Origin of the sequence: Vibrio sinaloensis (genome assembly GCF_023195835.1) — a bacterium.
Classification (GTDB): Bacteria; Pseudomonadota; Gammaproteobacteria; order Enterobacterales; family Vibrionaceae; genus Vibrio; species Vibrio sinaloensis_C.
Window position 1 is genome coordinate 2,378,453 of sequence record NZ_CP096199.1, and the last position, 24,207, is coordinate 2,402,659.

The following is a 24,207-nucleotide window of genomic DNA, read 5'->3' on the forward strand; positions in this document are numbered from 1 at the left end:
ATAACACGGAGTTAGAGAATGATTCAGCCTAACGAGTTGAGCAAACCAACCTGTGCTCTCCCGCCACCGAATGAAATGATCTTAAAATGGGCTGCGGAGCGGCCTGATCAAGTCTACCTAAAACAAACCATCAACCGTCAACATGTTGAGTTTACTTATGCTCAAGTCGCCGACCAAGCGCTAAAACTCGTTAGTGCGCTCAATGACTTAGGGGTTAAGCCAGGCGATAAAGTCGCCTTGATTTCAAAGAACTGCGCCGAGTGGTTTATTTGCGATCTCGCCATGATGCTCGGGGACTTTGTCAGTGTGCCGATTTTCCCAACTGCCGGCGCTGATACGATTGAATACTGTTTGACCCACAGTGAAAGTAAGGCAATGATTGCCGGTAAACTTGATGATGCCTCAGCAACACAACAAGTGATCGATAGCGTTGCAGATATCATCACCATTGCGTTGCCTTACGACTCCGCGCCGCGATGCCAGCATCAGTATACAGATTTGATAGCAGCAGCATCACCGAGTGACGCTCGCCCACAACATTATGACGATAAACTGATGTCTATTGTGTATACCTCTGGCACCTCGGGGCTTCCAAAAGGGGCAATGCTCACCTATGGAGCATTCTGCTGGTCTGCGCAACAACTGATCAATCACATCGGTATCGAAGAAGAAGATCGCTTATTCTCCTACTTGCCGCTGGCACACATTACCGAACGCGTCTATATTTTCGGCTCATCAATCATGGGCGGGGTCGAAACAGCCTTTCCTGAATCGCTCGACACCTTCATTGAAGATGTCAAAATGCAAAGACCGACGCTATTTATCTCAGTCCCACGTTTATGGACGCTGTTCCAACAACGGATTCAAGACAAACTTCCGCCCAAAAAACTTAATTTGCTGCTCAAGATTCCATTCGTTAACTCATTGATTAAGAAAAAACTGGCTGAAGGGCTCGGATTAGACAAAGCTCGAGTACTTGGTTGTGGTTCTGCGCCGGTTTCTCCTGCTCTACTCGAGTGGTATCGCAGTGTCGGCTTAAACATCACCGAAGCATGGGGCATGACCGAATCATTTGCCTACAGCACATTAAACTACCCATTCAGAGCAGATAAAATCGGCAGTGTCGGTAATGCCGGGCCGGGAATTGAGCTCAAGATAGCTGCAGATGATGAAATCATGGTGCGAAGCAAAGGCATGTTTTCGGGGTACTACAAAAACGATATTGCGACGCAAGAGTCATTTGATTCAGAAGGATGGCTGCATACTGGTGATATTGGTGCGATTGACAGTGAAGGTTATCTCACCATTCAAGGGCGTAAAAAAGATACCTTTAAAACGGCAAAAGGTAAGTTCGTCGCCCCTGTACCGATCGAGAAAAAACTGTTTGAGTACAGCCGAGTTGAGATGATGTGTTTGATTGGCCTTGGCCTGCCAGCACCTATCTTGTTAGTTGTGCCGCATGACTTCCCTAACTTCGATCGAGCTCGCTACGAGAGAACCACAAAGAAAGTGATCGCACGAATGAACGCTGAACTGGAATCTCACGAACAGATCAAAGGGGTGTTGATGATCAAAGACCCTTGGACCATAGAAAACGGGATTCTAACCCCAACATTGAAGATCAAGCGCCACGTTCTTGAGCAGAAATACCACGATGTAGGACAAAATTGGCCAAAAGGTCAGCTCGTTGTATGGGAAGAGTAACACTCTAAACCTTAAACGCCACAAGGAGAGCCGGTTAACGCTCTCCTTTTTCTTTTACTGTAAAGCGATTATGATTCTCTCATCTCGAAAAATAGTAGGACACCAATATGGATGCAAGGCTGCATCATCTAGCGGGATTGCGTTATTTTGAAGTTGCCGCACGGCTGAACAGTTACAGTCGAGCTGCCGATGAACTGTGTATTAGCCAAGCGGCCGTGAGCCAAAAGATTCGACAACTCGAAGATGGCTTGGGCTGTAAGCTGTTTGTTCGTGATGGCCGTGAAATGCGCCTTACGGAGCAAGGGAAGATCTTGTTTAGGCATGTAGCTCAAGGATTTGAGTCGATAGTCAGCGGCCTCAATCAAATTCAAAATGAGCCAGTTGATGGTCTGCTTTGCGTCAGTTCTACGCCTTCTTTTGCCTCTCGCTGGCTACTACCTCGGCTGTGGAAGTTTTCGACTCAATACCCAAACATTCCAATTCGTATCATTACCAGTTGTGATGCGCCGAATCTCAAACAGGGCGATGCCGATATCGCTATCTGGCAAGGAGAAGATCTAGACACGCCGAGTGGACAAAATCTGCATAAAGAATTTCTGTTTGAAGAAAGTATTTATCCTTTCTGCTCTCCCCACCTAGCCAGAACAATCGGTTTATCTGAACCAAAACAGTTACTCAATGCTTGGCTGATTCACTATGAGTCTGGCGGTTATCCCTGGCAAACATGGTTTGCTCAAGCCGGGGTCACCATGAACAAGGACTCCGTTCAATGGATGGATGTGAGCACTTTCGATCATGCTATGAATGCGGTAATGGCAGGTCACGGCGCTTGTTTGGCATCAGACTCTTTAGCTAACGACTATGTGGAGAGAGGGTTACTCATCAAACCATTTGAGATTGGCATGACACCGGGTATTCAATTCAATCTTTTCTATGATGATGAGTCCCCGCGGAGAAAACGAATTGCTGCGTTCGCTAATTGGTTACATAACGAGATTGCAGAGTAGCTTAGCAACTTCACGTATCCCAATAGTAACGAATGCTTTCTCTGTAAGCTTCTTCCCTAGTCACTCCGATGTCTCTTAGTGAGTGCTCAGAGAGGTGTGACAACTCTCTGCGTGTTGTGTAGTTACGTTTCCACACTTTAGCATTAGTTAAGAATTTCTTTAGTAAAGAGCGGAAGACGGATTGTTTGCCAAACTCGTTAATGTACGTATTTTCCATGTTAACCACCTTATTTGCATTTATTGGCTAAATAATTAACCATAGAGGCATTCATCTCAAACGATACAAACTGACACTCAGTTAAGGTTTACTTAAGTGAATGATCGCTTACCTCCACTACAGGGGCTTTACTATTTCTATACTGCGGCTAAGTTTGGTAGCTTTAAACGAGCCGCTGATGAGCTGTTTGTCTCCGCAGCCGCTATCAGTCAACAAATTCGCCAGTTAGAAGAGTCTTTAGGCGCCGATCTATTTATCCGTCAGCATCGAAAAGTGGTGTTAACCATGGAAGGTGAAGTACTTTTTGAGCAAGCGATGCGGGGATTTGAACACTTACAACAAGGTGTCAGACAGATAAACCGAGATCCCAATCCAAACCAATTGTCTATCTCTACGCTGCCCTCCTTCGCTCAGCATTGGTTGGTGCCTAAGATTGGCGATTTTCGCAATCAACACCCCGACCTGGAGTTGATGATAGAGCCCACCAGCCAATTAGCAGACTTTCAGAACTCTAGCCTAGACTTATGCATTCGCTACGGGCCGGGAAATTATCCTAACCTAAGTGCCGTGCTATTGTTCGAGGAATTGCTCTACCCTGTTTGCCACCCTATTTATCAAGAACAGCACGGCATCTATGATTTAAGCGACCTTACCGGTGCAGACTTAATTGAAGATTACTGGCGAGATTTAGATTGGGGGATCTGGCTTAACAACGCTGGTCACAGCACCTCTAAGCCGACGCTAAAATACAATGGCTCGCACTTTGTCTTAGAAGGTGCACTCTCAGTTCAAGGGGTAGCACTGGCAAAGCACACATTAGCTAAACGTTATATCGATGAGGGCAAACTAGTCAGAATAGGTAATTTGGCGCAAACCACTGACTACAACTACTATTTGTGCGCTCCACGCGCTTACTTCAAGCGCGACAAGATTAAGCGCTTTAGTGAATGGATTTTCGATCAAGCCAAGCAGAATCAATCTTTCGATGAATTGGGGCTAGAGATTATTGATAGTGGTAGCCCGAGGTGAAAAGCGAGAAGCTAAGCGTTCTCTCAGGGCGAAACCCGTTCTCTAAAAACAAAAAAAAGCCCCAGTCTTTCGACTGGGGCCTTAAAGCTATCTAGCTAGAGTAGAAATTACTTCTTAGCTTCGCGCTCTTTAACTTCTGCGATTACTTGCTCAGCAACGTTAGCTGGACAAGGTGCGTAGTGTGCGAACTCCATAGAGAACTGACCACGACCAGAAGTGATAGTACGTAGGTGACCGATGTAGCCAAACATTTCTGATAGAGGAACGTCTGCTTTAATACGAACGCCTGTAGTACCAGCTTGTTGGTCTTTGATCATACCACGACGACGGTTAAGGTCACCGATTACGTCACCAACGTTGTCTTCTGGAGTGAACACGTCAACTTTCATGATAGGCTCAAGAAGTTGTGCGCCCGCTTTAGGCATAGACTGACGGAATGCACCTTTCGCTGCGATTTCGTAAGCGATAGCTGAAGAGTCAACTGCGTGGAAACCACCGTCGAATAGTTCAACTTCTACGTCTAGCGTTGGGAAGCCAGCAAGAACACCAGTTTCCATCATAGATGCGAAACCTTTCTCTACTGCAGGCCAGAATTCTTTAGGTACGTTACCACCAACAACTGTTGACTTGAACGTGAAACCAGAATTCGCTTCACCTGGTTTGATACGGTAGTCGATTTTCGCGAACTGACCAGAACCACCAGACTGCTTCTTGTGCGTGTAGCTATCTTCAACTGGTTGAGTGATAGTTTCACGGTAAGCTACCTGTGGAGCACCTACTTCTAGCTCAACGCCGTAAGTACGCTTAAGGATGTCTACCTTGATGTCTAGGTGAAGTTCACCCATACCTTTCAGGATAGTTTCACCTGAATCTTCATCAGTCTCAACTTGGAAAGATGGATCTTCTGCAACCATCTTACCGATCGCGATACCCATCTTCTCAGTAGAACCTTTATCTTTAGGTGCTACAGCGATTGAGATTACTGGTTCTGGGAAGATCATCGCTTCAAGAGTACATTCATGCTTAGGATCACATAGAGTGTGACCAGTTTGAACGTTCTTCATACCAACGATAGCGATGATGTCACCCGCTTGCGCTTCAGTCAGTTCGTTACGCTCGTCTGCTTGCATTTCACACATACGACCGATACGTTCTGTCTTACCAGTTGCAGAGTTCAGGATAGTATCACCCTTCTTCATGCGACCAGAGTAGATACGGATGAAGGTTAGAGCACCGAAACGGTCATCCATGATCTTGAATGCTAGAGCGCGTAGCGGCTCATCTGCAGATACAGTTGCAACATCACCAGTAGGCTCACCTGTTTCTGGATCTGTTAGCGGCTGAGGATCAACTTCGTGTGGTGCAGGTAGGTAGTCTACAACTGCGTCTAGTACTAGCTGAACACCCTTGTTCTTAAATGCAGAACCACAGAATGTTGGGAAGAATGCTAGGTCACGAGTACCTTTACGGATACAAGCTTTTAGTTGCTCAATAGTTGGCTCTTCGCCTTCCATGTAAGCTTCCATTAGGTCGTCGTCTTGCTCTACAGCAGTCTCAACTAGCTCTTCACGGTATTGCTCAACGTCGTCAACCATGTCCGCAGGAATGTCTTGGATTTCGTAGTTTTCTGGTAGGCCAGAATCATCCCAAACGTAAGCTTTACGGTTTAGTACGTCTACCACACCAACGAAATCGTCTTCACGACCGATTGGCAGAGTCATAACTAGTGGGTTAGCACCTAGAACGTTCTTCACTTGGTCAACTACACGGAAGAAGTCTGCACCCATACGGTCTAGTTTGTTAACGAAGATTAGACGAGCAACTTCTGAGTCGTTCGCGTAGCGCCAGTTTGTTTCTGACTGAGGCTCAACACCACCAGAACCACAGAATACACCGATACCACCGTCAAGAACTTTAAGTGAACGATATACTTCAACTGTAAAGTCAACGTGTCCCGGAGTATCGATAACGTTTAGGCGGTGGCCATTCCACTCACAAGTTACCGCAGCAGACTGGATAGTGATACCACGCTCAGCTTCCTGCTCCATGAAGTCAGTCGTAGACTCACCGTCGTGTACTTCACCAGTTTTGTGGATTTTACCAGTAAGCTTAAGGATACGCTCAGTGGTGGTAGTTTTACCCGCATCAACGTGCGCGAAAATACCAATGTTTCTGTACTTTGATAAATCTGCCATTGTCTTACTCTGTTTATAAGGTATAAATTGCGCGCAGAGTATATCACAATCTGTCAAGACTGATACCCTTGCAAGCGCGGTATGTTAAAAAAATTTTCGCTTTGATTTGCCACTGATAAAAGGTAGGCAAAAGCGTTTGTCGTGCTAAAAATCCATGCGTAAATAATAGACGATAATAATCTGTCAGCGGCTAATTTTTTCGCTCCTTGCTATCAACTTAATAGAGGAGCATTAACACTTTGCATAACAACTCACCTTGATTGCGAAAGCTCGTCAAACCCAATGATTATCTTGAGCCAATGTTGGAGTGTCTATTTTGCAGCCAATAAGCGCGAGATGATAGCAGACTTTTCAGCCACTACCCAGTCCTGTTGCTTTAAGCCCGATCAGCGTATTGGTATTTTGCCCGTTTGTGTTCAAACATTCGTTCATCTGCCTGCTTTACAGCGCTGAAGTTTGAGCGATTTTCCTCAAAATGTGCGATGCCGAAACTCACACCAACGTTGGGGAGAAAATCATACTTTAGGTCTTGGTCGAGCTGTTCAAGCACTTGAGTGATAACACTTTGGTGGTGTTCAGGCGAAATTATTCCAAACTCATCACCAGAAATTCGGTATAAACAACTTGCTTCCGGCAGCATCGAAGAGAGCTTTTCCCCAAACGAAACGAGTAGGTTATCCCCCATTTCATGGCCAAAATTATCATTACAACGTTTAAGACCGTCTAAATCAACGTATACAAACACTTCATTCGGGGTCGCTCGTTGCAAGCCTTCTTCCATCGCATAACGATTAGGGAGCTGAGTTAATGCGTCGGTTTTCGCCTGTTTTAAATGCGCTTCAGCCTGACGTAGCGCAACGGCCTTTTCCTGCTGTAATCGGGTCATTTGATAAGCGATCACACATGACAGCATCAACACTTCGCATACCACAGCAATCAAGCCCAAGTGAGCCATGTAAATCGTCTTTAAACCAGCAATCTGCTCCTGACTTATCGCAATCGAGCCAAACAGCACAAAACCGAAGTTCGCAACTAAATACCAACGCGCGATGATGTTTCCTTGCCAAACTTTGTAACCACCCGCAACCACTCCATACAAAAGAAAGAGCCCCACCGCAGATCGGTTGAACTCATTTTGCAAGTTAACAAAGATGGTTGAGAGCAATACAAACAAGCTGAAAAGCGCGATCAACCCTACACCCAGCCGCCATATCCAACGGTCATTCTCTCGCTTGATTCCTAACAGTTGGAGGACAAATAACAGGTAAGCGATGTTAGAGAAAAGGATCGGCCAACTGGCGCCACCATACCAATGAATCCCCACCAGCTGAGGCAGCACTAACAAACTCGTCGCATTGAACAGCAGGTTTCCGAGAATAAAACCAGCATAGCTAAAATCTACCCAGCTATGGCGAGTAATGGATAACACCAAGTAGTAGAAAAACAGACCGAATAGAATACCCAGCCCCAATAGCGTAATGCTATTACCTAACTTGATTTCACTAACGTATGCCGTCTTAGACATAATAAAGGGCGTGGGCGGAGCGATGTTGAATTGAGAGCTCTGCCATGTCACCAATCGGTAGTTGCCCTCAGGCAATCGAACATCACAGCCATTGCGCAAGAAATAATCGTTGTGAGCCTCGCGCTTGAGCAATCCACCGTCGAAATAGGCTATTTGCTGGCCGTTTTCATCGTAGAGCCAATGATGAAACACACCAATCAAAGCTGAGTTGCGAAAATCAATCACATAATCGTTGGCTATGGACAAAGAGAAGCGTAGCTCACTGACATGGGTACCTCCAGTGAGCCGAAACGAATCTATAGGGTATTGCAAACGATCTTGAGTGCTGGTTATTTCGCTTGGTTGTTTAAGGTGATTCGCATCGTACCAATGGATATCTGTCATTTCGATTGCGCGAACAGGAAAGGAGCTTAAAAGCCCTCCAACGAGCACGAAACACGCGACAAGTAACAGCTTGTCGAACGAAATCCCCTTTAATGACTGCATTCCAAGTAATACCAATTCCATCTGGTTAATAACAATAATATTACTACAATCCCAACCGTCTGCATCGCTACTACTAACAAAAAAGCCAACAACTGTGTTGTTGGCTTGCTACTTACTTCAATCGCTGTTCATTGCGCTCAATTAACGAGGGCAAATTTCCGAACTTGGGAAGAAAAATTCGATTTCGCGGGCCGCTGATTCAGGACTGTCAGAGCCGTGAACAGAGTTGTGGCGCATACTCAAGGCATAATCTGCGCGAATAGTCCCGCACGCAGCTTGCTCTGGGTTGGTTTTGCCCATCAACTCACGGTAACGAGCAATGGCATCTTCACCTTCTAATACCTGAACCATGACAGGGCCTGATGTCATGTACTCTTTCAACGCTGGGAAGAACTCTTTGCCTTCGTGCTCAGCGTAAAAACCACTCGCTTGCTCTTCAGTCAAGTGCACCATCTTAGCGGCGATGATTCGCAATCCAGCCTTTTCAATTCGGTGATAGATTTCACCAATAAGGTTACGTTCTACTGCATCAGGCTTAACAATAGAAAAAGTTCTTTCTAGAGCCATAAGGGTATCCTTTCGTTTTTGTTTTAATGGAAGAGGCTCTGTGGCCTCTTAATTCTATTTATCAGCTTGTTGAATCAACAAGCCTGCTAGGGTGCGTACGCCAACACCGGTAGCGCCCGCCGCCCACTTATCAGTAGGGCCTTTGCGATAGGTCGCCGCACAGTCAAAGTGCAACCAACCCTTTTTGTAGTCTTCGACAAAGTAAGACAGGAAAGCCGCCGCTGTGCTTGCACCTGGTGAGTAATCACCACTGCTGATGTTTGACAAGTCTGCAAAGTTCGAAGGTAACATGCCGCGATGGAAATCCGCTAAAGGAAGTGGCCACAGGCCCTCTTTTTCGTGATTCGCTGCAGTTAACGCCTGATGAGACAATTCATCGTCAAAACTCATTAAAGCATGATAGTCATTGCCGAGCGCGTTTTTCGCAGCACCGGTAAGTGTGGCACAATCGATAATCAGATCAGGATTCTGTTCACTCGCGTAAATAAGTCCATCAGCCAACACTAAGCGTCCTTCGGCATCCGTATTCATGATCTCAACGGTTTTGCCATTTTTGTAGGTGATAATGTCGCCTAGTTTGAGCGCTCGACCAGAAATCATGTTTTCTGCGCAGCACAAAATCAGTTTCACGCGCTTGTTGAGGCCACGCATGATAGCGAGTCCAAGACCACCCGCGATCGTTCCCGCCCCCCCCATATCGGCCTTCATCGCGGTCATAAAGTTAGATGGTTTGATGCTGTAACCGCCAGAGTCAAAGGTAATCCCTTTACCGACCAAGCACGCAAACACTGGAGCGTTTTCATCGCCTGTCGGATTGAAATCTAACTGCAACATGGCCGAAGTGCGTTCAGAGCCACGCCCGACAGCATAAATACCTTGCCATCCTTCAGTAAGCAGATCTTTGTCTTTGACGATACGAGCAGTGACAGTCCCTTCTGGTGCCACAGATTTGATAAACTCAGCAGCCATGGTCGCTAGTTGACGTGGCGCCACTTCCTCTGCAGGCTTATTGATAATGTCTCGGGTGAAGTCGGTTGCTTTAATACGTGCATTTAATTCAGATTGTTCTGCATCAGCGAGCGCTGGCCACACTAGGGTGTTAGCTTTTTTCGGCCCACGGTAACCTTGATGAAAAGCCCAGATTTTTTCTAGGTCCCAGTCTTGACCTTCAAGCGCCACACTCACAATGCCTTGTGAATCCAGCTTTCGGGCAGCACGTTGAATAGCGCCCAAATCATGGCTGTCGGCTAAATGAACAGTCGCACTCTGTTCTGAAAAAGAGAGAATCGCCTTATCGCCCCATTGCGGTGCCGCAGGAGCTTGGCTTAGAAATACTGACATCTGTGTAGACATGGTTACTCCTTGTCTTTACTGGCGTTGCCTACGCCTTTTCTATTCACTGCTGGATGTTAACACTTTAATGTGAAATTGATAAAAAAACGGACCATAAGGTCCGCTTTTTTTGCTAATTTTTGTTAACTGCGATGGTTTTCCCGTTAAGGGTTAGTCCATTTCATCCATCCAACATAGAATGACCGCTTCAAGAATCTTTTCATTGGAACGATTCGGTTCGTCCTCAAACTCTTCAAGTTCGGTAATCCACTGGTGCAAATCAGTAAACCTGACATTCTTTGGATCCACGTCTGGGAATTTGTCACACAACTCAATTGCGATATCTCGTGAATCAGTCCACTTCATAGTTCCCTTCCTTTTTATCCAGTTATTAGTGATCTTCTGATGCGTGGTTTAGGGTGTACTTTGGAATTTCCACCACCAGGTCTTCATCAGCTACCTTCGCCTGACAACCTAAGCGAGACTCAGGCTCTAAGCCCCACGCTTTATCCAGCATGTCATCTTCAAGCTCGTCACTCTCTTCAAGAGAATCAAAGCCTTCACGAATCACCACGTGACAAGTGGTACACGCACAAGATTTTTCACACGCGTGTTCAATTCCAATACCGTTCTTAAGCGCGACATCAAGCACGGTTTCCCCAGACTGCGCTTCGAGTACAGCGCCTTCTGGGCATAGGTCTTCATGCGGCAAAACAATAATCTTAGGCATAACTTTATCTCTTAAATATCGTTGACTGATTGACCTGCCAGTGCAGCTCGAATCGATTTATCCATACGGCGCGATGCGAAATCTTGGCTCGCCTTATCCGTGTCTTTGATACCTTGTTCAATAGCATCGGCATCATCACCATTGCGCAGCTCGATCAGTGCTTCAATGGCTTTGAGCAGCTCAGTGCGCTCTTGGTCTGACAGCAGGTCATCACCATCAGCTTGCATCGCAGCCAACAAGCCTTCTATAACTCGGTCAGCCTCAACGCGCTGTTCAGCCAAAGCCCTCGCCTGCATATCTTGTTTCGCATGGGTCATAGAGTCACGCAGCATATTCGCCACTTCGTCGTCGCTTAAACCATAAGAAGGCTTGACTTGGATTTCTGACTGAACACCGGTGCTTTTTTCCATCGCAGTAACAGAAAGCAGACCATCTGCATCGACTTGGTAGGTGACACGAATGTGTGCTGCGCCTGCCGCCATAGCCGGGATACCTTTGAGAGAAAAACGCGCCAGTGAGCGACAGTCATCAACCATTTCACGCTCGCCCTGAACCACATGAACACTCATTGCCGTTTGACCATCTTTAAAGGTAGTAAACTCTTGAGCACGTGCGACAGGGATAGTGGTATTGCGCGGTACGATTTTCTCGACCAAACCACCCATGGTTTCGATACCAAGCGAGAGTGGGATCACGTCGAGTAGCAACATTTCTGAATCAGGCTTGTTACCAACCAAAATATCGGCTTGAATGCCCGCCCCAATCGCAACCACTTCGTCAGGGTTGATGCTCGTCAATGGAGTGCGGCCAAAGAACTCACCCACCATTTCGCGTACCAGTAGAGTACGGGTTGAGCCACCGACCATCACCACTTCTAAAACTTCTTCCGTATCAACCTCTGCATCTTTTAGTGCACGGCGACAAGACATCAGTGTTTTCTTGACCAGCGGACGGATCAGCGCTTCAAACTCTTGGCGAGAGACTTTACCGGACCAACCCAATACATCGACGTCAACTTCATCCTGTTGAGAAAACGCGATTTTGGTTTTGGTAGCCACATTGAGAACTACGCGATGCTGCTCTGAAGTAAGAGGAGTTGCCACTGCTGACTTTTCTACCAAATAATCGGCCAATAGATGGTCAAAATCATCACCACCTAAAGCAGAATCACCGCCTGTTGCCAGCACCTCAAACACACCTTTTGATAGACGCAAAATCGAAATATCAAAAGTACCACCGCCTAAATCATAAACGGCAATAACGCCCTCTTGACCCGAGTCAAGCCCATAGGCTATTGCGGCCGCTGTCGGCTCGTTCAATAAACGCAACACATGCAAGCCAGCAAGCTTGGCTGCATCTTTAGTTCCTGCACGTTGAGCGTCATCAAAATAAGCAGGGACAGTAATGACTGCTCCAGCAAGCTCCCCGCCAAGCGTCTGCTCCGCGCGTTGACTCAATGCACGTAAAATGTCAGCTGACACTTCAATCGGGTTTTTCGCTCCTGCCGCGGTTTGGATAACCGGCAAACCATTGTCACTGGTTGTGAATTGGTAAGGTAAGTTGGGGTAACGAGCTTGAATGTCGCTCAAAGATCTTCCCAACAGGCGCTTTACAGAAATGATCGTATTGTCAGGATCGGTTTCAGCTTTGGCTTTGGCAGCCTCACCAACTATTGACGACTGCTCAGAATAGTTGACGACAGAAGGCAGTAGGCTCTGACCTTGCTCGTCTTTTAAAGTGTTAGCGTCACCACTACGAACCGATGCAACCAATGAGTTGGTGGTACCTAAGTCGATACCAACTGCAAGTTTGTGCTCGTGTGGCGCCGAGCTTTGGCCCGGCTCTGCAATTTGAAGTAATGCCATGATGACCCTTGTTGTTTACTAGCCGAGAAGCTTCTCTTCGACTAGCTCAATTTCATGTTTTAGTTTGGCAATAAATTTTAATTTGCGTACTCGGTCCGCCGCTTGAGACCAATCGGCTTGATCGAGATCGTGTTCGACGTCGGCCAATTGTTGTTTAAACATCTTGGAGACTTTGGCTTCAAAATCAAACAGCGCAGTTTCTGGATCAGCACTCGAAGCGATCGATTCTAGTTCTTCACGCAGTTCCATCTGCTGCATCAAGAACATAGGATCCTGCATGGTTTGCTGTTCACCGCGAATTTCGACACCGTGTTCAGCGAGTAAATACTCGGCACGAGAAATCGGATTTTTCAATGTTTGATAGGCATCGTTTATCTGTGCTGCTTTTTGCACCGCCATCAATCGATCGCGTTCTGAGGCACTGGCAAACTTGTCCGGATGAAACTGCATCTGCAATTGACGGAACTGAGAAGAAAGAAGGCTACCATCCAGCGAAAACTGACGTGGTAGCCCAAATAACTCAAAGTAATTCATGCTGAATTCGGTCCTTGGTAATCTACCAGCAGGTCAAGCCTACTGGCGCTCTCAATTAAACGTTGAAGCTCTCACCACAACCACATTCGCTTTTCGCATTTGGGTTATTAAATTCAAACCCTTCGTTCAAGCCTTCTTTGACATAATCAAGCTCGGTACCATCGAGATAGACCAAACTCTTCTGATCGATAATGACTTTGACACCTTCGTGCTCGAAGACTTGATCTTCTTCATTTAATTCATCGACAAACTCTAAAACATAAGCCATACCAGAACAGCCCGTCGTTTTTACACCCAAGCGTAAACCGATACCTTTGCCTCGGTTATCTAGGAATGATTTAACGCGACTTGCCGCGGCTTCTGTCATTGTGATGGCCATACTGCACCTTAGTTTGTCTTTTACGAATGGAATGGGAGAACGAAGCTCCCATTATATACAGATTACTTGTTATTGGTGTTTTTTCTTGTAGTCAGCAACCGCTGCTTTAATTGCATCTTCAGCAAGAATAGAGCAGTGAACCTTTACAGGAGGGAGCTCAAGCTCTTCTGCAATTTCTGAGTTTTTGATTGCCGCTGCATCATCAATACTCTTGCCCTTCACCCACTCTGTTACTAGTGAGCTCGATGCAATCGCGCTACCACAACCGTAAGTTTTGAATTTCGCATCTTCGATAATGCCTTCTGGTGTGACCTTAATTTGCAGCTTCATTACGTCACCACAAGCTGGTGCACCCACCATACCGCTACCAACGCTTGGGTCTTCTTTATCAAATGAACCGACATTGCGTGGGTTCTCGTAGTGATCAATTACTTTTTCGCTATATGCCATGATATTTACCTCGAATCCTCTATTTATATCCTTGGAACCAGACGCGCTATTAGTGGTGTGCCCACTCAACAGTGCTTAGGTCGATTCCCTCTTTGTACATATCCCATAGAGGAGACATGTCTCGCAGCTTAATCACTGCAGTACGAATTTGTTCAATTGCATAGTCAATCTCTTCTTCGGTAGTAAAGCGACCGAAAGAGAAACGGACCGAACTGTGTGCCAATTCATCATCCAAACCTAGCGCTCGTAAAACATACGAAGGCTCAAGACTGGCTGAAGTACATGCACTACCAGAAGAAACCGCAAGATCTTTCAATGACATCAATAGTGACTCACCTTCAACAAACGCAAAGCTTACGTTCAAGTTGTGCGGAACTCGCTGCTCCAAGTCACCGTTAACGGTCACAGCTTCTAGATCTTTAACGCCATCCAACAGACGATTGCGTAATGCTAGTGCGTGCTCAAAATCTTTCTGCATATCTTCTTTAGCAATGCGGAATGCTTCGCCCATGCCGACAATCTGATGGGTTGGCAGTGTGCCCGAACGGAAACCACGCTCATGTCCACCACCGTGCATTTGCGCCTCTAGACGAATACGTGGCTTACGACGAACATAAAGGGCACCGATGCCTTTAGGGCCGTACGCTTTATGAGCTGACAGTGAAATCAAGTCAACTTTCATCTCTTGGACGTCAATAGGCAATTTGCCCGCTGACTGAGCGGCATCGACATGGAAAACAATTTTGTTTTCGCGACATAGCTCGCCAATTGAGGCGATATCTTGGATGACACCAATCTCGTTGTTCACATGCATAATCGACACAAGAACCGTGTCTTCACGCATTGCATCTTTTAGCTTGTTGAGATCGATCAGGCCATTGGATTCAGGCTCAAGATAGGTGACTTCGAAGCCTTCTCGCTCTAATTGGCGACATGGGTCCAGCACAGCTTTGTGCTCAGTTTTGCAGGTGATAATGTGCTTACCTTTCTTCGAATAGAAGTGGGCTGCACCTTTAATCGCCAAGTTGTCAGACTCGGTGGCTCCAGAAGTGAACACGATCTCGCGCGGATCGGCATTGAGCAAATCAGCAATTTGTTCGCGGGCTGTATCAACCGCTTCTTCTGCCTGCCAGCCGTAACGATGTGAACGTGACGCTGGGTTACCAAACGTACCATCCATAGTCATGTACTGAACCATTTTTTCAGCCACTCGCGGATCAACTGGACAGGTCGCTGAATAATCTAGATAAATAGGCAGTTTCATTCTCTACTCCAATGTAACAGGCAGACCGCTTAAGAGCGGACGTTCACACCGATGGGTGCAGTGTGTGTATTTTTATTAGCGAACCCATTATTAACAACAAGCTCAAGGTCTTGTCGGTCAGAAATCTCTAGGACTTCATTGTCTTTCATTAGCTCTCCGAGAGTAATGTTGTTCAAGAAGTCACTGATGCGTGAGCTCAAATCACGCCATAGCGTATGCGTTAGACAACGAGAGCCACCTTGACAGTCTCCCTTGCCGTTACACTTAGTAGCATCGACAGACTCGTCTACCGCAGCAATTACGGTACCGATAGCAATTGAGTGTGCGTCTTCGCCTAAACGGTAACCACCGCCTGGTCCACGAACACTCGTTACTAAACCAGCTTTGCGTAACTTAGAGAAAAGCTGTTCTAGATAAGATAGTGAAATCCCTTGTCGCTCTGAAATATCAGCCAGAGGAACAGGAGTTTGTTGTGAGTGCAGAGCCACATCTAACATGGCTGTCACTGCATATCTTCCTTTAGATGTAAGTCTCATATAACACCATATCCACATCGTTTATGTGGTAGGAATTCTCACATACCTGAGTAAAATGGTCAAGTATTTAATTGACTAAAACAGTCAGGTATTTAACCCCACATCAAAAAAGGATAATTACTTGTCGGCGAGACGCTTCTCTATGGCTGTTAAAACACCACGTAGAATATTCAATTCTTGTGCTTCAGGGCGAGCGCGACTAAACAAACGGCGCAGCTTATTCATTACTTTGCCTGGTTGTTCTTCACTGATGAACTGGGTCTTCTTAGCGACTTTTTCAAGATGCTGGAAGAACAATTCTAAATCTTTGTGACGCGGATACTCGACCGGTTCCGAAGGCGCGTATTGACGCTGTTGGTGATCTAGATAAGCTATACGCACTTCATAGCTTAGGGTTTGCACCGCCATTGCTAAGTTCAACGAACTGTACTCAGGATTGGCCGGAATGCAAACATGATAGTGACACGTCTGCAGCTCTTCGTTAGTAAGCCCCGTACGTTCTCTTCCAAACACTAAAGCGACAGGGCTATTCTGGCCTTCCTCAACAAACTTAACACCGCAGGCGCGAGGCTCGAGCATTGGCCAATCTAACGTGCGAGAACGAGCGCTTGAACCGACCACTAGTGAGCAATCGGCCACTGCGTCGGCTAAGCTAGCGACAACCGTTGCGTTTTGAGCGATATCAGCAGCGCCGGAAGCTAGAGCAAGTGCCTGCTCATCAACCTGACATTGAGGATCGACCAATACTAAGTTCGACAACCCCATCACTTTCATGGCACGTGCCGCTGAGCCAATATTTCCGGAGTGTGAAGTCCCAACCAGGACCACTTTGACGTTGTCGAGCATGATAAAATCCTAACACTAAATCTGAAGCAGCAAGATAGTATCATATACCTGAGTAAAATGGTCAGACCCTTGAGACTAAAAAAACCGACGCACAAAAATTAACCACTTCCATTTGGCTGTTATTCTGGTATACTCCCGGCCGTTTTTCTGTTCTTTAACATCCGTTGGGAAATTAGTATGCATCCAATGCTCAATATCGCTATTCGTGCTGCACGAAAAGCTGGCAACCATATTGCTAAATCTTTAGAAAATGCTGAGAAGATCGAATCGACTCAGAAAGGCACGAATGACTTTGTTACTAACGTAGACAAAGAAGCGGAAACTATCATCATCGATACGATCAAGGCGTCATACCCTGATCACTCGATCGTTGCCGAGGAAAATGGCGTTATCGAAGGTAAAGATAGCGACGTACAATGGATCATCGACCCACTGGATGGCACCACAAACTTTGTTAAAGGTTTGCCTCACTTCTCTGTATCTATCGCTGTTCGCATCAAAGGCAAAACTGAAGTTGCATGTGTCTACGACCCAATGCTAAACGAGCTATTCACTGCACAACGTGGTGCTGGTGCTCAGTTAAACAACGCTCGTATTCGCGTTAAGCAGCTAAAAGACCTTCAAGGCACCGTTCTGGCAACAGGATTCCCATACAAACAGAAGCAGCACTCTGAGTCTTACTTCAAGATCATGTCTTCTCTATTTGTAGATTGTGCAGACTTCCGTCGCACAGGTTCTGCAGCTCTAGACCTATGTTACCTAGCCGCCAGCCGTGTCGACGGCTTTTTCGAACTTGGACTAAAACCATGGGATATCGCAGCAGGTGAGCTGATCGCTCGTGAAGCTGGTGCGATTGTTACTGACTTCGCTGGCGGTACCGAGTACATGAAGTCAGGCAATGTTGTTGCCTCTAGCGCTCGTGGTGTAAAAAGCATTCTGAAAACCATTCGTGAAAATGGTAACGAAGCTATTCTTAAATAAGACATATCACTATCGAAATCAATAATTTGAGCCCACCGACGAAGGTGGGCTTTTTTGTACTCGAAGATCGCAATGCCCCTTTATCCCTCGTTGTCTCCCCCTTGCTTTTCACTGAATGACAACTCAGTCGTTTTGCAGCGTTTTAACAAAGAACTATCTAGGCTTATATCCAAAATAACAACACTCGAATGTGGTCAAATCTCTGTTTTGGGAGTAGGTGTACGATATGAGTTTGGAGTCAATTAGGCGAAGCTGGCAATTTAACTACTCACTTCGCGTATTCTTTGGATACTGCGAAATCCTTTGCTTCACAGAGAAACATGCGCCATACGCACATTGATTGCGCCTAGTCTGGAACAATCGAGATATGACATTGGTGGAGAAATTCGAAAGCTTCGCCCTAACACGCACTGTTTTTGGTGAATCGAGGAATCCGCTGCTCTGTTAACTGAATAGCTCAACATCAAAAAGCAAAAAGGCTCTAGTCTTTCGTCGGGGACGCCTAGTCTAGAGCCTTCTTAAATATGGCAGGGGTGGAGAGATTCGAAAGCTTCGCCCCAACACGCACTGTTTTGGTGAATCGGGGAATCCGCTGCTCTGTTAACTGAATTGCTCAACATCAAAAAGCAAAAAGGCTCTAGTCTTTCGTCGGGGACGCCTAGTCTAGAGCCTTCTTAAATATGGCAGGGGTGGAGAGATTCGAAAGCTTCGCCCCAACACGCACTGTTTTTGGTGAATCGGGGAATCCGCTGCTCTGTTAACAGAATAGCTCAACATCAAAAAAGCAAAAGGCTCTAGTCTTTGACTAGAGCCTTCTTAAATATGGCAGGGGTGGAGAGATTCGAACTCCCAACACGCGGATTTGGAATCCGCTGCTCTGCCAATTGGAGCTACACCCCTGTTGTTCGTGTTTAATGAGACGACTCTCAGAATAAAGTGGCGGAGCGGACGGGACTCGAACCCGCGACCCCCGGCGTGACAGGCCGGTATTCTAACCAACTGAACTACCGCTCCGCACTGGTTAGACTCTAAGTCTAAGCTTTTGCCTTTAGATTTTTTTAAAATCTAAAAACGAAATGTAAGCCTGGCGATGTCCTACTCTCACATGGGGAAGCCCCACACTACCATCGGCGCTAATTCGTTTCACTTCTGAGTTCGGCATGGAATCAGGTGGGTCCAAATCGCTATGGTCGCCAAGCAAATTCTTTAATCTGGAAAGCTGTTATTGTGTTCTCTACACATTCAATCTGTTCTTGCTTTGAGTCCATCAAAACCCTTTGGGTGTTGTATGGTTAAGCCTCACGGGCAATTAGTACAGGTTAGCTCAACGCCTCACAACGCTTACACACCCTGCCTATCAACGTTCTAGTCTCGAACAACCCTTTAGGACTCTCAAGGAGTCAGGGAAGACTCATCTCAGGGCTCGCTTCCCGCTTAGATGCTTTCAGCGGTTATCGATTCCGAACTTAGCTACCGGGCAATGCGTCTGGCGACACAACCCGAACACCAGAGGTTCGTCCACTCCGGTCCTCTCGTACTAGGAGCAGCCCCCTTCAATCTTCCAACGCCCACGGCAGATAGGGACCGAACTGTCTCACGACGTTCTAAACCCAGCTCGCGTACCACTTTAAATGGCGAACAGCCATACCCTTGGGACCGACTTCAGCCCCAGGATGTGATGAGCCGACATCGAGGTGCCAAACACCGCCGTCGATATGAACTCTTGGGCGGTATCAGCCTGTTATCCCCGGAGTACCTTTTATCCGTTGAGCGATGGCCCTTCCATTCAGAACCACCGGATCACTATGACCTGCTTTCGCACCTGCTCGAATTGTCATTCTCGCAGTCAAGCGGGCTTATGCCATTGCACTAACCTCACGATGTCCAACCGTGATTAGCCCACCTTCGTGCTCCTCCGTTACTCTTTGGGAGGAGACCGCCCCAGTCAAACTACCCACCAGGCACTGTCCTCAACCCGGATAACGGGTCTAAGTTAGAACATCAACACTACAAGGGTGGTATTTCAAGGACGGCTCCAACGATACTGGCGTACCGTCTTCAAAGCCTCCCACCTATCCTACACATGTAGGGTCAATGTTCAGTGCCAAGCTGTAGTAAAGGTTCACGGGGTCTTTCCGTCTAGCCGCGGGTACACTGCATCTTCACAGCGATTTCAATTTCACTGAGTCTCGGGTGGAGACAGCGTGGCCATCATTACGCCATTCGTGCAGGTCGGAACTTACCCGACAAGGAATTTCGCTACCTTAGGACCGTTATAGTTACGGCCGCCGTTTACCGGGGCTTCGATCAAGAGCTTCGTCCAAAGACTAACCCCATCAATTAACCTTCCGGCACCGGGCAGGCGTCACACCGTATACGTCATCTTACGATTTTGCACAGTGCTGTGTTTTTAATAAACAGTTGCAGCCACCTGGTATCTGCGACTCTCAATAGCTCCATCCGCAAGGGACTTCACCGTCAAGAGCGTACCTTCTCCCGAAGTTACGGTACCATTTTGCCTAGTTCCTTCACCCGAGTTCTCTCAAGCGCCTTGGTATTCTCTACCCGACCACCTGTGTCGGTTTGGGGTACGATTCCAACTTATCTGAAGCTTAGAGGCTTTTCCTGGAAGCATGGCATCAATGACTTCACACCCGTAGGTGCTCGACATCGTGTCTCAGCCTTAAAGAGAGCCGGATTTACCTAACTCTCAAGCCTACGCACTTGAACCTGGACAACCGTCGCCAGGCCCACCTAGCCTTCTCCGTCCCCCCATCGCAATAAGTTGAAGTACGGGAATATTAACCCGTTTCCCATCGACTACGCCTTTCGGCCTCGCCTTAGGGGTCGACTTACCCTGCCCCGATTAACGTTGGACAGGAACCCTTGGTCTTCCGGCGAGGAGGTTTTTCACCCCCTTTATCGTTACTCATGTCAGCATTCGCACTTCTGATACCTCCAGCAAGCTTTACAACTCACCTTCAACGGCTTACAGAACGCTCCCCTACCCAATACATAAAATGCATTGCCGCAGCTTCGGTTTATAGCTTAGCCCCGTTACATCTTCCGCGCAGGCCGACTCGACTAGTGAGCTATTACGCTTTCTTTAAATGATGGCTGCTTCTAAGCCAACATCCTAGCTGTCTAAGCCTTCCCACATCGTTTCCCACTTAGCTATAATTTGGGACCTTAGCTGGCGGTCTGGGTTGTTTCCCTCTCCACGACGGACGTTAGCACCCGCCGTGTGTCTCCCGGATAGTACTTACTGGTATTCGGAGTTTGCAAAGGGTTGGTAAGTCGGGATGACCCCCTAGCCTTAACAGTGCTCTACCCCCAGTAGTATTCGTCCGAGGCTCTACCTAAATAGATTTCGGGGAGAACCAGCTATCTCCAGGTTTGATTGGCCTTTCACCCCTAGCCACAAGTCATCCGCTAATTTTTCAACATTAGTCGGTTCGGTCCTCCAGTTGATGTTACTCAACCTTCAACCTGCCCATGGCTAGATCACCTGGTTTCGGGTCTATATCCAGCAACTCGACGCCCAGTTAAGACTCGATTTCTCTACGGCTCCCCTAGATGGTTAACCTTGCTACTGAATATAAGTCGCTGACCCATTATACAAAAGGTACGCAGTCACAGGACAAAGCCTGCTCCTACTGCTTGTACGTACACGGTTTCAGGTTCTATTTCACTCCCCTCACAGGGGTTCTTTTCGCCTTTCCCTCACGGTACTGGTTCACTATCGGTCAGTCAGTAGTATTTAGCCTTGGAGGATGGTCCCCCCATATTCAGACAGGATATCACGTGTCCCGCCCTACTCGATTTCACTGATGATGAGATGTCGGTTACGGGGCTATCACCCTGTATCGCGGCACTTTCCAGAGCCTTCACCTGTCTCATTAAAAGCTTAAGGGCTAGTCCAATTTCGCTCGCCGCTACTTTCGGAATCTCGGTTGATTTCTTTTCCTCGGGGTACTTAGATGTTTCAGTTCCCCCGGTTCGCCCTGTTAACCTATGTATTCAGTTAACAGTACTAGCTTATGCTAGTGGGTTTCCCCATTCAGAAATCCCAGACTCAAATGGTTGTTACTACCTAATCTGGGCTTATCGCAAGTTACTACGTCTTTCATCGCCTCTGACTGCCAAGGCATCCACCGTGTACGCTTAGTCACTTAACCATACAACCCCAAAGGGTCTTTGTTAAACAACCAAAGTTGTCTCCAATTTTTTAAACATGATGGAGACACGATTTTGCCGGACTCAAATATTAAACATCACAATAAATTGTGGTGTTTCCAAGAACACTTGAATGTGTGTTGGTACCTATTCAAAAGAATAGGATTTGAGAACTTTTAATTGAATAACAACGCATCTCAAAGAGATGGGGATTGTTGTTATTCGTCAGCTTTCCAAATTGTTAAAGAGCAAATCACCTCAATGAGGTAACCATTTTTAAACACACTCATAAGAATGCTTAAAGATGGTATCCCGTAGGGGAGTCGAACCCCTGTTACCGCCGTGAAAGGGCGGTGTCCTAGGCCTCTAGACGAACGGGACACTGAATTTCCGAGAAGGAAATTGGTGGAGCTAATCGGGATCGAACCGATGACCTCTTCGCTGCCAGCGAAGCGCTCTCCCAGCTGAGCTATAGCCCCATTTTAAGCTCTAATTAGACGTATCAATCTGTGTGGACACTCTTATTTGTCTCCGCTTTAAAAAACAGAAACAAACGCGATAATCATCGTATAAGGAGGTGATCCAGCCCCAGGTTCCCCTAGGGCTACCTTGTTACGACTTCACCCCAGTCATGAACCACAAAGTGGTGAGCGTCCTCCCGAAGGTTAAACTACCCACTTCTTTTGCAGCCCACTCCCATGGTGTGACGGGCGGTGTGTACAAGGCCCGGGAACGTATTCACCGTGGCATTCTGATCCACGATTACTAGCGATTCCGACTTCACGGAGTCGAGTTGCAGACTCCGATCCGGACTACGACGCACTTTTTGGGATTCGCTCACTCTCGCAAGTTGGCCGCCCTCTGTATGCGCCATTGTAGCACGTGTGTAGCCCTACTCGTAAGGGCCATGATGACTTGACGTCGTCCCCACCTTCCTCCGGTTTATCACCGGCAGTCTCCCTGGAGTTCCCACCCGAAGTGCTGGCAAACAAGGATAAGGGTTGCGCTCGTTGCGGGACTTAACCCAACATTTCACAACACGAGCTGACGACAGCCATGCAGCACCTGTCTCTCAGTTCCCGAAGGCACACTCGTATCTCTACAAGCTTCTGAGGATGTCAAGAGTAGGTAAGGTTCTTCGCGTTGCATCGAATTAAACCACATGCTCCACCGCTTGTGCGGGCCCCCGTCAATTCATTTGAGTTTTAATCTTGCGACCGTACTCCCCAGGCGGTCTACTTAACGCGTTAGCTCCGAAAGCCACGGCTCAAGGCCACAACCTCCAAGTAGACATCGTTTACGGCGTGGACTACCAGGGTATCTAATCCTGTTTGCTCCCCACGCTTTCGCATCTGAGTGTCAGTATCTGTCCAGGGGGCCGCCTTCGCCACCGGTATTCCTTCAGATCTCTACGCATTTCACCGCTACACCTGAAATTCTACCCCCCTCTACAGTACTCTAGTCTGCCAGTTTCAAATGCAATTCCGAGGTTGAGCCCCGGGCTTTCACATCTGACTTAACAAACCACCTGCATGCGCTTTACGCCCAGTAATTCCGATTAACGCTCGCACCCTCCGTATTACCGCGGCTGCTGGCACGGAGTTAGCCGGTGCTTCTTCTGCAGCTAACGTCAAAGATGTACGCTATTAACGCACACCCCTTCCTCACTGCTGAAAGTACTTTACAACCCGAAGGCCTTCTTCATACACGCGGCATGGCTGCATCAGGCTTGCGCCCATTGTGCAATATTCCCCACTGCTGCCTCCCGTAGGAGTCTGGACCGTGTCTCAGTTCCAGTGTGGCTGATCATCCTCTCAGACCAGCTAGGGATCGTCGCCTTGGTGAGCCCTTACCTCACCAACTAGCTAATCCCACCTGGGCATATCCTGACGCGAGAGGCCCGAAGGTCCCCCTCTTTGAGCCGAAGCTATTATGCGGTATTAGCCATCGTTTCCAATGGTTATCCCCCACATCAGGGCAATTTCCCAGGCATTACTCACCCGTCCGCCGCTCGACGCCGTTAACGTCCCCCGAAGGTTCAGTTAACTCGTTTCCGCTCGACTTGCATGTGTTAGGCCTGCCGCCAGCGTTCAATCTGAGCCATGATCAAACTCTTCAATTTAAGATTTTGTCGGCTCAATGAATACTGATAAGTTCCTAGTCACTAGAAGCTAGTTCCTAGAAAACTTGAATTGACTGTGCCGATAATAAATTATCGATTGGTCACTCAGTTCATTGAAACCTAATTTGAAACCCCTCTTTATTTAGAGAAATTTCTAATTGGATTATCATCAACGAGTGCCCACACAGATTGATAGGTCTATATTGTTAAAGAACTTGTTGTTTTGAGCTTAACTCAAAACGGACGGCCATTTTAGCGATAT

General features: G+C 47.2%; 18 protein-coding genes, 4 tRNA genes and 3 rRNA genes. 4 read left to right on the plus strand and 21 right to left on the minus strand.

Going from position 1 to position 24,207, the window contains the following annotated elements; all coding sequences use genetic code 11:
- Positions 1-18: 18 nt before the first annotated feature.
- Together MTO69_RS10750 and MTO69_RS10755 are read left to right on the plus strand one after the other, a co-directional pair.
- Entirely contained in the window at positions 19-1,704 is a 1,686-nt protein-coding gene (locus tag MTO69_RS10750; protein ID WP_248329118.1) for an AMP-binding protein, read from the plus strand.
- A gap of 107 nt (positions 1,705-1,811) precedes the next feature.
- Positions 1,812-2,711, plus strand: coding sequence for a LysR substrate-binding domain-containing protein (locus tag MTO69_RS10755; RefSeq protein ID WP_248329120.1), 900 nt, complete (start codon positions 1,812-1,814; stop codon positions 2,709-2,711).
- Between the two features lie 10 nt (positions 2,712-2,721).
- On the opposite strand, the gene MTO69_RS18900 is transcribed toward MTO69_RS10755, so the two are convergent.
- Entirely contained in the window at positions 2,722-2,928 is a 207-nt protein-coding gene (locus MTO69_RS18900; RefSeq protein ID WP_348983334.1) for a DUF1127 domain-containing protein, read from the minus strand.
- Between the two features lie 96 nt (positions 2,929-3,024).
- On the opposite strand from MTO69_RS18900, the gene MTO69_RS10760 reads away from it, so the two are divergent.
- On the plus strand, positions 3,025-3,957 hold the full coding sequence (locus tag MTO69_RS10760; RefSeq protein WP_248329122.1) for a LysR substrate-binding domain-containing protein: 933 nt from the start codon (positions 3,025-3,027) through the stop codon (positions 3,955-3,957).
- 107 nt (positions 3,958-4,064) lie between these two features.
- Here the strand turns inward: MTO69_RS10760 and fusA are convergent, their stop codons facing one another.
- From fusA to trmJ, 13 genes are all read right to left on the minus strand, one after another.
- The gene (gene fusA, locus MTO69_RS10765; protein WP_248329124.1) at positions 4,065-6,152 is read right to left on the minus strand and encodes an elongation factor G; all 2,088 of its coding nucleotides are present in this window, start codon (positions 6,150-6,152) and stop codon (positions 4,065-4,067) included.
- A gap of 376 nt (positions 6,153-6,528) precedes the next feature.
- Positions 6,529-8,163: a GGDEF domain-containing protein gene (locus MTO69_RS10770; protein WP_248329126.1), complete on the minus strand. Its 1,635-nt coding sequence runs from the start codon at positions 8,161-8,163 to the stop codon at positions 6,529-6,531.
- A gap of 141 nt (positions 8,164-8,304) precedes the next feature.
- Positions 8,305-8,730, minus strand: a complete 426-nt coding sequence (ndk, locus tag MTO69_RS10775; protein ID WP_176287099.1) for a nucleoside-diphosphate kinase — start codon at positions 8,728-8,730, stop codon at positions 8,305-8,307.
- Positions 8,731-8,784: 54 nt separating this feature from the next.
- Positions 8,785-10,083 (minus strand): aminopeptidase PepB, encoded by a 1,299-nt coding sequence (gene pepB / locus MTO69_RS10780; protein ID WP_248329127.1) that lies wholly within the window; start codon positions 10,081-10,083, stop codon positions 8,785-8,787.
- A gap of 150 nt (positions 10,084-10,233) precedes the next feature.
- The gene (gene iscX, locus MTO69_RS10785; protein ID WP_248329129.1) at positions 10,234-10,428 is read right to left on the minus strand and encodes a Fe-S cluster assembly protein IscX; all 195 of its coding nucleotides are present in this window, start codon (positions 10,426-10,428) and stop codon (positions 10,234-10,236) included.
- 25 nt (positions 10,429-10,453) lie between these two features.
- The gene (gene fdx, locus MTO69_RS10790; RefSeq protein ID WP_248329131.1) at positions 10,454-10,792 is read right to left on the minus strand and encodes an ISC system 2Fe-2S type ferredoxin; all 339 of its coding nucleotides are present in this window, start codon (positions 10,790-10,792) and stop codon (positions 10,454-10,456) included.
- Positions 10,793-10,803: 11 nt separating this feature from the next.
- Entirely contained in the window at positions 10,804-12,657 is a 1,854-nt protein-coding gene (hscA, locus tag MTO69_RS10795) for a Fe-S protein assembly chaperone HscA (RefSeq protein ID WP_248329133.1), read from the minus strand.
- Between the two features lie 18 nt (positions 12,658-12,675).
- The gene (gene hscB, locus MTO69_RS10800; RefSeq protein WP_248329135.1) at positions 12,676-13,191 is read right to left on the minus strand and encodes a co-chaperone HscB; all 516 of its coding nucleotides are present in this window, start codon (positions 13,189-13,191) and stop codon (positions 12,676-12,678) included.
- A gap of 55 nt (positions 13,192-13,246) precedes the next feature.
- Entirely contained in the window at positions 13,247-13,570 is a 324-nt protein-coding gene (gene iscA, locus MTO69_RS10805; RefSeq protein ID WP_176287093.1) for an iron-sulfur cluster assembly protein IscA, read from the minus strand.
- A gap of 69 nt (positions 13,571-13,639) precedes the next feature.
- On the minus strand, positions 13,640-14,020 hold the full coding sequence (gene iscU, locus MTO69_RS10810) for a Fe-S cluster assembly scaffold IscU (protein WP_248329137.1): 381 nt from the start codon (positions 14,018-14,020) through the stop codon (positions 13,640-13,642).
- A gap of 49 nt (positions 14,021-14,069) precedes the next feature.
- A complete protein-coding gene (locus MTO69_RS10815; RefSeq protein WP_248329139.1) occupies positions 14,070-15,284 on the minus strand; it encodes an IscS subfamily cysteine desulfurase in 1,215 nt (404 codons plus the stop codon).
- A 29-nt stretch (positions 15,285-15,313) separates the two neighbouring features.
- Positions 15,314-15,820, minus strand: a complete 507-nt coding sequence (gene iscR / locus MTO69_RS10820) for a Fe-S cluster assembly transcriptional regulator IscR (RefSeq protein ID WP_248329141.1) — start codon at positions 15,818-15,820, stop codon at positions 15,314-15,316.
- Between the two features lie 117 nt (positions 15,821-15,937).
- A complete protein-coding gene (gene trmJ / locus MTO69_RS10825) occupies positions 15,938-16,666 on the minus strand; it encodes a tRNA (cytosine(32)/uridine(32)-2'-O)-methyltransferase TrmJ (protein ID WP_248329143.1) in 729 nt (242 codons plus the stop codon).
- A gap of 177 nt (positions 16,667-16,843) precedes the next feature.
- On the opposite strand from trmJ, the gene suhB reads away from it, so the two are divergent.
- Positions 16,844-17,647 (plus strand): inositol-1-monophosphatase, encoded by an 804-nt coding sequence (gene suhB, locus MTO69_RS10830; protein WP_248329145.1) that lies wholly within the window; start codon positions 16,844-16,846, stop codon positions 17,645-17,647.
- Positions 17,648-18,470: 823 nt separating this feature from the next.
- On the opposite strand, the gene MTO69_RS10835 is transcribed toward suhB, so the two are convergent.
- The 7 genes from MTO69_RS10835 to MTO69_RS10865 form a co-directional block, all read right to left on the minus strand.
- Positions 18,471-18,547, minus strand: a tRNA-Trp gene (locus MTO69_RS10835).
- Between the two features lie 37 nt (positions 18,548-18,584).
- Positions 18,585-18,661, minus strand: a tRNA-Asp gene (locus MTO69_RS10840).
- Between the two features lie 68 nt (positions 18,662-18,729).
- A 5S ribosomal RNA gene (gene rrf, locus MTO69_RS10845) occupies positions 18,730-18,845 on the minus strand.
- A gap of 90 nt (positions 18,846-18,935) precedes the next feature.
- A 23S ribosomal RNA gene (locus tag MTO69_RS10850) occupies positions 18,936-21,825 on the minus strand.
- Positions 21,826-22,128: 303 nt separating this feature from the next.
- Positions 22,129-22,204 (minus strand) — tRNA-Glu (locus MTO69_RS10855).
- Positions 22,205-22,226: 22 nt separating this feature from the next.
- Positions 22,227-22,302: transfer RNA gene (locus MTO69_RS10860), tRNA-Ala, on the minus strand.
- Between the two features lie 91 nt (positions 22,303-22,393).
- Positions 22,394-23,945: ribosomal RNA gene (locus MTO69_RS10865) — 16S ribosomal RNA — on the minus strand.
- Together the 16S, 23S and 5S rRNA genes with 4 tRNA genes alongside form the textbook arrangement of a ribosomal RNA operon.
- Positions 23,946-24,207 lie beyond the last annotated feature (262 nt).